The sequence below is a fragment of the Nocardioides sp. GCM10028917 genome (assembly GCF_042666175.1).
In the GTDB taxonomy this organism is placed as follows: domain Bacteria; phylum Actinomycetota; class Actinomycetes; order Propionibacteriales; family Nocardioidaceae; genus Nocardioides.
Window position 1 is genome coordinate 605,508 of the sequence record NZ_JBHTFL010000001.1, and the last position, 13,239, is coordinate 618,746.

Consider the following 13,239-nt stretch of genomic DNA (forward strand, 5'->3'; position numbering starts at 1 on the left):
ATCACCTGGGTTGCGCGTTGGAGAACTCGATGTGCTGCGAGCGCAGGTTCCGCAGCGAGAGAAGAAGCAGGTCCAGCTCGAGGACCGACCACTCGTCGTCGATGGCCGTTCCCGAGGCGGTCGTGATCAGGGCGCGGTAGAGGTTGAGCGGCTGCTTGCGCAGCTCGGCGTGCAGCGTGCCTTCCAGGACCTCGCGCAGGTAGTCGTGCTGGACCGACGCCGAGGATCCGTAGGAGTAGGCAGTGTCCACGCCGTTGTGGGCGGCGAGCTGCACGAACGCTCGCCAGTCGACGGCCGTGAGGTGGTCCACCCTTCGACCCGACCACGACTCGACGGCCTTCACCGACGAGCTCGGGGGTGAGGAGGCCACCGCGGCGCCGATGCCGGCGGCGAGGGGCAGGGACTCCACCCGCACGTTCGCGCCGTTTGCCCCGATCTCGACCAGCATCAGTCCCTCGATCGACTGCTCCCCCGCCAGCCACGGCACGTCGGCCGCGCCGCCGGGCCGGGTCGCGACCAGCAGGATCGTCTCACCCGGCGCCGCCGCCGGCCGCGCGGCCAGCCCGTCGAAGGCGCCGTCGATCCGGTCGAGCCGGCTCGTCAGGCTCAGGTTGAGGCCCAGCGCCACCAGCGCGAGGACCAGACCGAGGAGGCCCACTACGCCGAGCAGGCGTCGTACGCGCCGCGGAGGGGCGCCTCCCGGCACCGGGGCCGGGGGTAGATCCCAGCTGTGCCGGGGCGCGGCGACGTGGACGGTCCTGGACTCGCGGACGCCGGAGCGTCCCGTCGGTGGCGTGAGCGTTGCCAACGTGATCCCCTCCCCGTCACGGCCGCTGCCACGACGCTAGGGCGGGTCACCTGCGTCCTCATGCCCCAAACGGGGGAGAACCAGACGAAGAGGGTCAGGAGTTGAAGCGCTGCTGGGTCTTCTCGAGGCCGTCGGTGATGAGCGACTCGACGGCGTCGGCGGCGTCGGAGACCTGGAACGGCAGCTCTTTGCGCTCGACGGTCGAGTAGTTGGACAGCACGAAGTCGGCGACGTCCTGGCGGCCGGGCGGCCGGCCGATGCCGGCGCGGACGCGGTGGAAGTCGCCCGTGCCGAGCGAGGACCGCATCGACCTCAGCCCGTTGTGGCCGTTGTCGCCGCCGCCGAGCTTGATCCGGAGCGTGCCGAAGGGGATGTCGAGCTCGTCGTGGATCGCGATGATGTGCGCCGGGTCGACCTTGTAGAACGTGGCGAGCGCCTTGACCGGGCCGCCGGACTCGTTCATGTAGCCGCGGCCGCGGGCCAGCACCACGCGGGGCCCGCCGAGGGACAGCCTGCCCTCGACCACGTCGGCGCGACCCGACTTGTGGGAGCGGAACGGCGACCCCATCCGGGAGGCGAGCTCGTCGGTGACGAGGTACCCGACGTTGTGCCGGTGCCCGGCGTAGGTCGGACCGGGGTTGCCGAGACCGACGACCAGCCACACGTCGCTCGACCCACTGGTCTGGTCTGTCGTCACGTCCTCATCCTTCCATCGCCGACCGGGCGCTTCGTGCCCGTCACACGCATCGACCGGGCGGTTCGTGCCCGACACGGGCACGAACCGCCCGGTCGGCGGTCGAGACGGGCACGAAGTGCCCGCTGGTCACTCGGAGTCGGTGCCCTCGGCCGCGGCGTCCTCGGCGGGAGCCTCGGCGCCCTCGGCAGCCTCGGTCTGCGACTCGGGCGCGTCGTGCTCGATGCCGGCGTCGGCCTCGGCCTCCTCCAGCTCGGCCTCGAGGGCCTCGGCGGAGATCTGCTCGGTCACGTTGACGATGAGGAGCTCCTCGTCGGCCAGCAGCGTCGTGCCCGACGGGAGGTCGAGGTCCTTGGCGAGGATCTGGGTGCCGGCGGCGGCGCCCTCGACGGAGACCTCGAAGAACTCGGGGATGTGGGTGGCCTCGGCCTCGACGGACACGACGGTGTTCTCGTTGACGACCAGCGTCTCGGCGGCGGCGTCGCCCACGACGTGGATCGGGACGTCGACGGTGACCTTCTCACCGCGGCGCACCGCGACGAAGTCGACGTGCTCGATGACGCGACGGATCGGGTCGATCTGCACGTCCTTGGTCAGGGCGAGCTGCTCGGAGCCCTCCACCTCGAGCGCCAGCAGCGCGTTGGCGCCGCCGTGCTTGAGGGCCATCATCGTCTGGTGGCCGGGGAGGATGACGTGGACCGGGTCGTTGCCGTGGCCGTAGATGACGGCGGGGATCTTGTCCTCGCGGCGGATGCGGCGGGCAGCGCCCTTGCCGAACTCGGTGCGGGGCTCGGCGGCGATCTTCTCGGGGGCAGACATCATGTTCTCCGTACGTCGGTGGGGTTCGGGGGCCTCGGGCCGGAGACGACGAACGCCGCGCTCCGGATCGGGGGCGCGGCGCAGTGATGCGGTCCGGCCCAGTCGATCACGGAGTCCTGTTCGTGCGGGCTCCCTCGCCGAGGCAACCCCCCGACTCTAGACCCGGGCCGGGTGCGAGGTCGAATCGCGGCGTGCGTCGCCGGCACCGACGTCGGAGGCGCCGCCCATGGGCCGCTCACTAGGGTGTCCCGGTGCCCCTGATGCTCCCCGAGGCGCGCGAGCGCGCCGCCCTGCTGACCGACGTCCACACCCAGCTGCACCTCGACCTCACCTCGCCCGAGGACTTCGGCGTCGAGGCGACGATCTCCTTCGGCTGCACGCAACCGGGGGCCTCGACGTTCCTCGAGCTCAACGGCGGCACCGACGTGACCCTCGACGGCAGGCCGGCGCCGTACGCCGACGGGCGGATCGCGCTGACCGACCTGGCCGCGTCCAACACGGTGCGCGTCACGGCACGGATGCCCTACGTCACCGACGGCGACGGCATGACCGTGACGATCGACCCTGCCGACGGCGAGCGCTACGTCTGCGCCCACACCTCGATGGACATCGCGCAGAAGGTCGTCCCCTGCTTCGACCAGCCCGACATCAAGTCGACGTTCACCCTGGCCGTCACCGCCCCGTCCCACTGGACCGTGCTCGGCAACGGTCCGCTCGAGGGCCGCACGTCGGGCGAGGGCGGCGACATGTGGACCTTCGGCACCACGCCGCCGTTCTCGTCGTACCTCTTCACCCTCGTCGGCGGCCCGTGGGTCTCGGTGACGTGGGACGAGCCGTACGCCCCCGCGCCCGGCGGCTCGCTGCCGTTCGGCTGGCACGCGCGGGCATCGCAGGGCGGCGAGCTGCAGCGCGACGCCGACGAGCTCAAGCGCATCACCAGCGCCTGCTTCCAGCACTACACGACGGTCTTCGAGCCGGAGTACCCCTACGCCGACTACCAGCAGGTCTTCGCACCCGGCCTCAACTGGGGCGCGATGGAGTTCCCCGGGTGCGTGGTCTTCCGCGACCAAGCACTCACGCAGGGCACCCCCACCGAGCTCGAGCGCGAGTGGATGGCCTCCACGATCGCCCACGAGATGGCGCACATGTGGTTCGGCGACCTGGTGACGATGACGTGGTGGGAAGACTCGTGGCTCAACGAGTCCTTCGCCGACTTCATGGGCTACGACGTGGCGGGCGTGGCGGCCGGCTACACCGACGCGTGGACGTCGGCCGCGATCACCCGCAAGCCGGCGGGCTACCGCGCCGACCGGCGCCGCTCGACGCACCCGATCGCCGAGGACACCGACAAGATCGTCGACGTCGACACGGCCTTCGCCAACTTCGACATGATCACCTATGCCAAGGGCAACTCCGCCCTCGCCCAACTGGGCCACTGGCTCGGCGAGGATGACTTCCTCGCCGGCGTCAACAAGCACCTGACCGCCCACGCCTTCGGCAACGCCGACCTGGCCGCCTTCCTCGACTCGCTCGACTCCGCCACCGACAAGGACGTGCGCGGCTGGGCCGAGGCGTGGCTGCGCTCGACCGGCTTCGACACCCTGCGGGTCACGCGCGAGGACGACGGCGTGCCCGTGCTCACCCGGGAGGGCTCGCGGTCGCACCGCATCACCGTGTCGGCGTACGACGACGCGATGCGGCTCGTGGACTCCCGCGACGTGCTCCTCGGCGAGGAGCCGGTGCGGCTGGAGGACTTCGCCGGCCGGGTCGTCGTGCCCAACTCCGGCGACGAGACCTTCGCGGTGATCCGCCCCGACGAGCGGTCGTGGGCCGCGATCACCGGCGGCCTCTCCTCGATCGAGTCGCAGCTGACCCGGGCGATGCTGTGGTGGACCGCGGTCGACCTCTGCGAGTCGCAGGTCATCGGCGTCGGCGACCTCGTCGCACTGGCCGACACGCACCTGCGCCCGGAGACCCACCCGCTGGTCTTCGAGGGCGTCATGCGCGCGCTGCAGTCGATCACCCGCCGCTACGCCTCGCCCGAGGAGGCCGCCGGCCACCTCGCCGTCGTCGCCGACATCGCCCGCGGCGCCGTCGAGGGCGGCGACCCGGCGCTCGCCGCCGGTGCGTCGCGCGTGCTCGCCCGGATCAGCGCGGACAAGGACTTCCTCGTCGACTGGCTCGGCCGCGACGACGTCGACCAGTCTGTCCGCTGGGCCGCCGTGCAGAGGCTCGCCGAGCTGGGCGACGACTCGTGGATCGGCCCCGAGGAGCAGCGCGACAAGTCCGTCGCCGGCCACCACGCCGCGCTCGCCGCGCGCGCCGCCGTACCCACGCCGGAGGCCAAGGCAGCCGCCTGGGCGCAGCTGATGGGCGGCGAGCTCGGCAACCACGAGTTCGACGCCGTCGGCGGCGGGTTCTGGGGCTGGGACCAGGCCGACCTCGTCCGCCCCTACCTCGAGCGCTACGTCACCGACGGCCTCGCCCTGGCCCGCCGCTCCGGACAGGCGATGGGCGACGTGATCGGCGACGCGTTCCCACTGCTGCCGCTCCCGGTCGACGTACGCCGCGAGCTGCGCGCCGCGGTCAAGACCGCCCTCGAGGGCGACGTGCCCACCGTCCTCGCCCGCTCGTGGAACGACTCCCTCGACGACCTCGACCGGACGCTCTGACTGCCTACTGGCGATCCCCGGATATCCGGGGAACTTCCCGCTTGTCGGCCGAAGCTCCGGCCGACAAGCGGGAACTTCGGCAGCGAAGTCAGGGCTCGCCCGAGCCGGCGTCGTACGTCGTCAGCAGCGCAGGATGCCTACGCGTGGCCGTCGAACATCGAGGTCACGGACCCGTCCTCGAACACCTCGCGGATCGCCCGCGCGATGAGCGGGGCGATCGAGAGGGTCGTGAGCTTGTCGAACTGCTTCTCCGGCGGCACGGGGAGCGTGTTGGTGACCACGACCTCCATGGCGGAGGAGTTCTTGAGCCGGTCGACGGCGGGGTCGGACAGGATCGGGTGGGTCGCGGCGATGATCACCCCGGCGGCACCGTCGGCCAGGCACGCCTCGGCGGCCTTCACGATCGTGCCACCGGTGTCGATCATGTCGTCGGTCAGGATGCAGATCTTGCCCTGGACCTCACCGACGACGCGGTTGGCGACGACCTCGTTGGCGACGTCGACCCGGCGGGTCTTGTGGATGAAGGCCAGGGGCACGCCGCCGAGGCGGGCCGACCAGCGCTCGGCGACCTTGATGCGGCCGGCGTCCGGCGAGACGACGGCGAGCTGTTGGTCGCCGTACTTCTGCTTGACGTAGTCGGTGAGGATCGGCAGCGCCATCAGGTGGTCGACGGGACCGTCGAAGAAGCCCTGGATCTGGTCGGCGTGCAGGTCGACGGTGATCAGCCGGTCGGCGCCAGCGGTCTTGAACAGGTCGGCGACCAGGCGGGCCGAGATCGGCTCGCGGCCGCGGTGCTTCTTGTCCTGGCGGGCGTAGCCGTAGAACGGCATGACCACGGTGATCCGCTTGGCCGACGCCCGCTTGAGCGCGTCGACCATGATCAGGTGCTCCATGATCCACTCGTTGATCGGAGCGGTGTGGCTCTGGAGCACGAAGGCGTCACAGCCGCGCACGGACTCCTCGTAGCGCACGTAGAGCTCGCCGTTGGCGAACGCCCGCGCGTCCTGGGGCACGAGGCCGCACTCGAGGAGGTCGGCGACCTCCGTGGCGAGGTCGGGGTGCGCCCGGCCGCTGAAGACCATGAGGTTCTTCTCGGTGGTCCGCTTCATTCCGGTCACGCGACGCGACTCCTCGCTGTCCTGGTCAGCCTCGGGGGAAGGCTCGTTCGGAGGTGCTGGACAGAAGTCTGACCCACAACCCGGCCGCCACCAACCCCGGGGTCACTGGTCGGTCTTCTCCTGCTGTTCACGCGCCGTTCGCGCGGCCTCGGCCTGCGCCGTGCCGGACCGCTTCGACTCCGACCAGCCCTCGAGATTGCGCTGCGGGGCGCTGCTGACCGCCAGCGCACCGGCCGGCACGTTGCGGCGTACGACGGTGCCGCCGGCGGTTCCCGCGCCGTCGCCGATCTCGACCGGCGCGACGAAGGTGTTGTTGGAGCCGGTCTTGGCGTGGCGCCCGACGACCGTGCGGTGCTTGGCCACCCCGTCGTAGTTGGCGAAGATCGTGCCGGCGCCGATGTTGGTGCCCTCACCGATCTCGGCGTCGCCGACGTAGGACAGGTGCGGCACCTTGGCGCCGTCGCCGATGCTGGAGTTCTTGGTCTCGACGAACGTGCCGATCTTGCCCTTCACCCCGAGCTGCGTGCCGGGCCGGAGGTAGGCGAACGGCCCGACCGAGGCGTCGTCGCTGATGACGGCGAGCTCGCCGTGGGTGCGTACGACGCGCGCGCCGGCGCCGACCTCGCAGTCCTTCAGCGTCGTGTCGGGCCCGACCACGGCGTCCTCCCGCACGACGGTCGCGCCGAGCAGCTGCGTGCCGGGGAGGATCGTGGCGTCGGGCTCGAGCACCACGTCGGCCTCGATCCACGTGGTCGCCGGGTCCATCACGGTCACGCCGTCCTTCATCCAGCGGGTGACGATGCGGCGGTTGAGCTCGCGCCCGAGCTCGGCCAGCTGGGCGCGGTCGTTGGCGCCCGCGGTCTGGGCGACGTCGTCGATGAGGTGGGCGCCGACGGTCAGCCCGTCCTCGCGCGCCAGGCCGACGGCGTCGGTCAAGTAGTACTCGCCCTTGGCGTTGTCGTTGGTGATGCGGGCCAGCGCCGAGACCAGGAACTCCGCGTCGAAGGCCAGGATGCCGGAGCTGATCTCGTCGATCTCGCGCTGCTCGGGCGTGGCGTCCTTCTCCTCGACGATCGCCTCGACGTCGCCCTCGTGGTTGCGCACGATCCGGCCGTAGCCGAACGGGTCGGCCAGCCGGCCGCTCAGGATGCTCACGGCACGTTGCGCGGCGTGGTGCTCCTCGGCGAAGGCGCGCAGCGACTCCCCCTCCAGCAGCGGGGTGTCGCCGGCCGCCACGATGACGGTGCCGGTCGTCGTGCCGGACGCCTCCATCGCGACGCGTACGGCGTGGCCCGTGCCCTCCTGGGTCTCCTGGACGGCGAGCACCGCGGACGGCACCAGCTCCGTGATGTGCGGACCCACCTGCTCGCGCTGGTGGCCGACCACCGCGACGACGCTGGTCGGCTCCACGGCCTGCACGGCGTGGAGCACGTGGCCGATCATGGAGCGCCCGCCGATCGGGTGCAGCACCTTCATGGTCTTCGACTTCATGCGGGTGCCGCCGCCGGCAGCGAGGACGATGACGGTGAGGTTGTCCATGGCCGCAGTGTGTCACTGGCCCTGGGCCGGGATCAGCCGGTGGTCTCCTGCGTTCGACCCAGGGACTGCCATCCTGATCGTCTGCGCCCCTTCGGGGGGCTTGCTCGTGGATATAGTGGCCGCGTGCTTCTGGACGCGGCGGTCGTGGTGGTCACGTACAACAGCGAGGCGCACGTCGCGCAGCTCCTGGACAGCATCCCGGCAGCCATGGCGGGCCTCGCCCACTCCGTGGTCGTGGTCGACAACGGATCGAGCGACGACACGCCTCACCTCGTCGCGGCGCGCACGGACTGCACGCTCGTTCGTTCGTCCAACGTGGGCTACGCAGCGGGCGTCAACCGCGGGATCGCGGAGTCGGGACCGGCGAGGGCGTTCCTGATCCTCAATCCCGACGCCACACTCGATCCCGCGTCTGTCGTGGCGATGCTCGAGGTGCTTTCCCAGCCCCACGTGGGGGTCGTCGCACCGCGGGTCCGCGAGGCGGACGGCAGCCTGTCACCGACCTTGCGCAGGAAGCCGAGCCTGGCCAGGGCCGGTGGGCTCAGCTTCACCGGCATTCCTGCCTTCGCCGAACGGATCGAGGAGCCCGGTGAGTACGACCACGAGCACCCGGTGGACTGGGCGGTAGGGGCGATCCTCCTGGTCGATGCGGACTGCTACCGCGCGGTTGGGGGGTTCGACGAGAGCTACTTCCTCTACTCGGAGGAGACGGACTTCAGCCTGCGCGCCAAGGACCTGGGCTGGTCGACGGTCTACACCCCTCGAGCTGGCGGGATGCACGTCGGTGGGGGCTCGGGCGAGAGCGCCACCACGCACACCATGAAGATCATCAACCGTGTGCGGATCTACCGCCGACGTGCCGGCACACCGCTTGCGTGGGTGTACTTCGTGGTCACCGTCGTCAACGAGCTCCGCCGAGCCGTCCTGGGGCACCGACGATCCTGGCAGACACTTTGCGCGCTGCTACGACCGAGCCGGCGCCCCGAGGTGCTGGGCGCTTCCGAACACCTGCTGCCGGACTGACGACGAATCTGGGGGCCCGATGCGCGACGTACTGCTGATCGCCCCTGCCTGTGACGGGCAGGACGTCGGCGAGTCATGGCTGGCTCACCAGTGGGCCGACCTGTTGTCCCAGCGCGCCCGCGTGACGCTGCTGACCAGCCACAAGAGGGACCACCTCCCACCCTCCCGACAGCTGCCCGGCGTACGGGTCGTGGAGTGGGCCGAGCCCCCGGGGGTCGGGCGCTTCGAGCGCTTCAACAGCCTCCTGCAGCCGGCGTACGCCCCCTTCTACCTCCATGCACGAAGCTGGATACGCCGGCAGCTCGCCGCAGGCGCGCACTTCGACGTCGCGCACCAGGTGGTCCCTGTCGCCATGCGCTACCCCTGCCCCGCCATTGGTCTGGGAGTGCCCGTCGTCCTCGGCCCGGTTGGCGGAGGGCTGGAGTCGCCGCCGGGGTTCGTAGAGGAGGAGGGCGCCACGCCGTGGTACCAACGCCTCCGGGTGCTCGACCAGGCGCGGCTGGCGCACGACCCGCTGCTGCGCCGCACATACGAAAGCGCTGAGTGCGTGGTCGGGATCGCCCCCTACGTGGCCGATCTGCTGTCCGGGCTGTCCCTCAAACGGCTGGCCGTGATGAGCGATGTCGCGGTACATCGCGTGCCTCCGCTGGTCGACCGCTCAGGCAGGAGTGGGACCGTCCGATTGCTCTTCGTGGGTCGAGTGATTCGCACCAAAGGCCTGCGCGACGTCGTACGGGCACTCGACCAGGTGCGGGACCTCGACGTCGAGCTGGACGTCGTAGGGGACGGCAACGACCGGGCAGCGTGCGAGGCCCTTGTCGAGGAGCTGCAGCTTGGCGACCTGGTCCGCTTCCACGGCTCGGTCCCGCGGGAGATGGTCACCCGGTTCTACGACGCCGCCGATGTCTTCGTCTTCCCCAGCTATCGCGAGCCTGGCGGCAACGTCGTACTCGAGGCCATGGCATCGGGGCTGCCGGTGATCGTCTGCGAGCGGGGCGGCCCAGGGGCCAACGTCGACAGCACATGCGCCCTCCGGCTGGGGTCCGAGAGCCCCTCCCAGCTGGCCCGTGACTGTGCGATCGCCATCCGCAGATTGGTCATCGACCCGTCGATGCGGATGCAGATGGGTGAGGCGGGTCGGCACAAGGTGCAGTCCACGCACCTGTGGGAGCACCGGGTCGACCAGATGAGCGCCCTTTACGAGGAGGTGATCGCAGGGCAGTGAACCGACGAGCGAGCGGCTACGCCTCGGAGGCTGACCCTATCCGTGCTGTGGCGCCATCTGTCGTCGCTTGTCACTCCAGAAGTCTGCCGCTCCCGTCGAAGTCCATGTCGGCGCACCAGTGGCCGCGGCTGCCAGACTCAACGCGCTAGAAGAAGGTGACGATGACCAGGAGTTGTTGACTCCCTCCCAGGAGGAGGGAGCGCCTTCCATCCCCGCAAGACGTGGACGCCCGACCCAGGTCTGGAGTTCATGCGCCTGCACTGCCGGATGGACGACGAGGTCATCCCGTTCCAGGTCAAGCGTTACCTCGGGCTCCCTGGCCAGGCACCGTTCGACAGGGTCCGCGAGCGCATCTGGCTGGATGCTCGCACCGTCGTGCAGGCGCGCTAGGGCGACGACTTCGACCTCGAGGCCCTTCCACCGGGCCGACCAGAACCTCGCTTCACTGGGTCTCGACCCGCTGCAGGTGGCGCTCTCACGCCTCTGAGCGGGCCGGGCCTCGGTGACCTACCCGAAGACTGGGTATTCCGAGGCCGCACCCGACACGTCCACCGCCTCCCCGACGATGCTGCTGGCGCAGGGCTGTTCCAGCGCGCCGGGGGTGAGCATGACGAGGCAGGGCCACAGCGAGGCGTCCAGGATGCCCGTCGAGCGGTCCACGGCCGTCGGCGGCTACGTCGCCCCGCTCGACGGCATCCGGGCCGTGGCTGCGGTCATGGTCGTCCTGTTCCACGCCCAGGTCGGCTTCGTGAGCGGCGACCTCGGCGTGGACATCTTCTTCGTCCTCAGCGGCTTCCTGATCACCGGCATCCTGCTCCGCTCCGGCGGTGACGGACACATGAGCTACCGGCGCTTCTACGTACGCCGCGCGTTGCGGCTGCTCCCGGCGTACTTCGCCGTGCTCGCCTTCAGCGTCGTCGCCGACTTCGTCTGGAACTCGGGAGGCACGCTCAAGGGCGCCGTTTTCTCGCTGGCCTACGTGTCGAACTGGGCAGCAGGGCAGGAGATCGGCCTCGGACTGCTCGCCCACACCTGGAGCCTCTCGATCGAGGAGCAGTTCTACCTCGTCTGGCCCCTGCTCCTGATGTGGCTGATCCGCAGAGCTGGCAGCCGCGCCGACCGACTCGTCGTTTCTGTGGCGGTACTGGTCGCGTTGACCCTGGTCGCGACGGTGCTGTGCTGGGTCCTGGGCCTCTCCGTCGGGTTCACCTGGAACTCGACCTTCTGCCGTGGTTCGCAGCTGCTCGCCGGGGCCCTCCTGGCCGTCTGGGTGACGGCACGCCACGCCGAGGGGCACCACGCGGTTCCGGGCTCCGCCGCGGTGGGCACGACAGGCCTGTTGTCGCTGCTGGGGCTGGTTGCGGTGTCCTGGATGTCGTGGGAGGACCCCTGGGTGACGATCCTCGTACGCTGGCCCCTCGTGACGATCCTGACCGTCGCCCTGATCGTCTGCTGCATTTCCCCCTCGCGCCAGCTCGTCAACCGGATGCTCGGGTCGCGTCCCATGGTCGCCACGGGCCGGGTGTCCTACGGGCTCTACCTGTGGCACTTCCCGGTGCTGGTCCTTGTCGACAGCACGTTGGGGCTCAACACGTGGGGGCCTCGCCTGCTGGGCCTGGCGATCACCGCGGTCATCGTTCCGATGTCCTACCGCTACATCGAGCGACCGTTCCTGGCGCTCAAGACGGAGCCGGGGACACCGCTGGGACGTGCGCTCCGGCTCGCGCCCGAGTCCGCCCGCGTACGCGCCTGACCTAGACGGTATGGAATGACCGGCTCGTCCTGAGTTGGTTGCGGGCCGGGGCCTCACTCACACATGTTCGTGGGTTACCGAGCAGGGGCTGCCTGCTCGGCCTATCCGACAGTTGTGATGGAGGCCCCGGTGTTTACAGAGCGTACGAGTGTTGGGCTCGACGTGCACGCACGATCGGTTGCGGCAGCGGCGATCGATGGCGTCACGGGCGAGCTCGTCCAGGCGAAGCTGACCCCGTCACATGAGCACATCCGTTCGTGGCTGGCGGGGTTGCAGGCTCCGGTGGCGGTGGCCTACGAGGCCGGTCCGACCGGGTTCGGGTTGTCGAGGTCGTTGAACGCGGCCGGGATCCGTTGCGAGGTCGTCGCGCCGTCGAAGCTGCAACGGCCCAGGGGCGACAGGGTCAAGACCGATGCCAGGGACGCAGTCCACCTGGCCCGGCTGCTGCGACTCGATGAGATCACTGCGGTGACCGTGCCCAGCGTCCACCAGGAGGCAGCACGTGACCTGGTCCGCGCCCGCGAGGACGCCCGGGGCGACCTGATGCGGGCCCGGCACCGGTTGTCGAAGCTGTTGCTGCGCCAGGGCTACGTCTACTCCGGCGGGAAGGCGTGGACCGGCACCCACGACGTGTGGCTGAGGCGCACCGGCGCACAGCTCGACTCCGCCGCGACCAGGCTGACCTTCGAGTCCGACTACGACGCCGTGCTCCAGATGAAGGCGCGCCGCGACCGCCTCGACGAAGCGATCACCACCATAGCCGCGGATTGCGAGTTCACCCCGGTGCTGCGGCGGCTGGGCTGCCTGCGCGGGATCGGGACCCTGACCGGCCTCGCGCTGGCGGTCGAGGTCGGCGACTGGGACCGGTTCACCGGCAAGACCATCGGGTCCTTCATCGGGTTGGTGCCCAGCGAGTACTCCTCGGGCCAGTCACGGGTCCAGGGGTCGATCACCAAGACCGGCAACACCCACCTGCGGCGGCTGCTGGTCGAGGCCGCGTGGCACCACCGGCCCGCCTACCGCATCGGCAAGACCATGCGGGACCGGTGGGAACTCGCCGGGCCTGCTGCCCGTGCCCGCGGCGACGAGGGCAACCGGCGACTGCACCACCGCTGGAACACCATGCGCGCACGACACAAGAGGCACACGATCGCCAACGTCGCGATCGCCCGCGAGCTGGCCGGCTGGTGCTGGTCACTGGCCGTCCTCGACGAATGAGGACCGACCACTGATCTGCTTCGTCGACCCATGGCCACGGCAGCAGCGCGAGGAGCGACCCGCGACACAGCTATGAGCAGCACCGAGACCCACACCAGCGATCGGCGCGACGCTCGACCCTAGACACGCGATCCGCTCCAGCCGAACAGCCCGTCCTGCGGTACCCAACCCGCGCATATCAGCCTGACCGTGCGTCGCCAACGACACGCTGACCACCGCCACACCCCGACGAAGCACGGGGCGCCCGCCCCACCATCAGTGGGACGGGCGCCTCAACCTGCCCTTGACAGGCGGTGCCTACATATCAGCTGTAGTTCCCCGTGACGTTGTGAACGCGGTCGGCGGGGACGAGGCCTCCGATGCCGGTGTG

General features: G+C 70.3%; 11 protein-coding genes. 6 read left to right on the plus strand and 5 right to left on the minus strand.

Annotated features, from left to right (window positions below):
• Position 1 precedes the first annotated feature (1 nt).
• From ACFQW6_RS02885 to ACFQW6_RS02895, 3 genes are all read right to left on the minus strand, one after another.
• Complete coding sequence (locus tag ACFQW6_RS02885; RefSeq protein WP_378541015.1) at positions 2–808, minus strand: hypothetical protein; 807 nt, start codon at positions 806–808, stop codon at positions 2–4.
• A gap of 94 nt (positions 809–902) precedes the next feature.
• Positions 903–1,505, minus strand: coding sequence for an aminoacyl-tRNA hydrolase (gene pth, locus ACFQW6_RS02890; protein WP_378541018.1), 603 nt, complete (start codon positions 1,503–1,505; stop codon positions 903–905).
• Positions 1,506–1,631: 126 nt separating this feature from the next.
• Positions 1,632–2,321 carry a 50S ribosomal protein L25/general stress protein Ctc gene (locus ACFQW6_RS02895; RefSeq protein WP_378541021.1) on the minus strand — a complete coding sequence of 230 codons (690 nt, stop codon included), beginning with the start codon at positions 2,319–2,321 and terminating at the stop codon, positions 1,632–1,634.
• A gap of 260 nt (positions 2,322–2,581) precedes the next feature.
• Here ACFQW6_RS02895 and pepN point away from each other — a divergent pair, with 260 nt between their 5' ends.
• Positions 2,582–4,993 (plus strand): aminopeptidase N, encoded by a 2,412-nt coding sequence (gene pepN, locus ACFQW6_RS02900; RefSeq protein WP_378541068.1) that lies wholly within the window; start codon positions 2,582–2,584, stop codon positions 4,991–4,993.
• 137 nt (positions 4,994–5,130) lie between these two features.
• Here pepN and ACFQW6_RS02905 read toward each other — a convergent pair whose 3' ends face one another.
• Together ACFQW6_RS02905 and glmU are read right to left on the minus strand one after the other, a co-directional pair.
• Positions 5,131–6,102, minus strand: coding sequence for a ribose-phosphate diphosphokinase (locus tag ACFQW6_RS02905; RefSeq protein ID WP_378541024.1), 972 nt, complete (start codon positions 6,100–6,102; stop codon positions 5,131–5,133).
• 111 nt (positions 6,103–6,213) lie between these two features.
• Positions 6,214–7,650 carry a bifunctional UDP-N-acetylglucosamine diphosphorylase/glucosamine-1-phosphate N-acetyltransferase GlmU gene (gene glmU, locus ACFQW6_RS02910; RefSeq protein WP_378541027.1) on the minus strand — a complete coding sequence of 479 codons (1,437 nt, stop codon included), beginning with the start codon at positions 7,648–7,650 and terminating at the stop codon, positions 6,214–6,216.
• Between the two features lie 123 nt (positions 7,651–7,773).
• Between glmU and ACFQW6_RS02915 the strand changes: the two genes are divergently transcribed.
• From ACFQW6_RS02915 to ACFQW6_RS02935, 5 genes are all read left to right on the plus strand, one after another.
• Complete coding sequence (locus ACFQW6_RS02915) at positions 7,774–8,673, plus strand: glycosyltransferase family 2 protein (RefSeq protein WP_378541030.1); 900 nt, start codon at positions 7,774–7,776, stop codon at positions 8,671–8,673.
• A gap of 19 nt (positions 8,674–8,692) precedes the next feature.
• Positions 8,693–9,898, plus strand: coding sequence for a glycosyltransferase family 4 protein (locus tag ACFQW6_RS02920; protein ID WP_378541033.1), 1,206 nt, complete (start codon positions 8,693–8,695; stop codon positions 9,896–9,898).
• A 249-nt stretch (positions 9,899–10,147) separates the two neighbouring features.
• Entirely contained in the window at positions 10,148–10,288 is a 141-nt protein-coding gene (locus tag ACFQW6_RS02925; RefSeq protein ID WP_378541036.1) for a hypothetical protein, read from the plus strand.
• A 250-nt stretch (positions 10,289–10,538) separates the two neighbouring features.
• Positions 10,539–11,651, plus strand: a complete 1,113-nt coding sequence (locus ACFQW6_RS02930) for an acyltransferase family protein (protein WP_378541039.1) — start codon at positions 10,539–10,541, stop codon at positions 11,649–11,651.
• 117 nt (positions 11,652–11,768) lie between these two features.
• Complete coding sequence (locus tag ACFQW6_RS02935; protein ID WP_378541041.1) at positions 11,769–12,869, plus strand: IS110 family transposase; 1,101 nt, start codon at positions 11,769–11,771, stop codon at positions 12,867–12,869.
• Positions 12,870–13,239 lie beyond the last annotated feature (370 nt).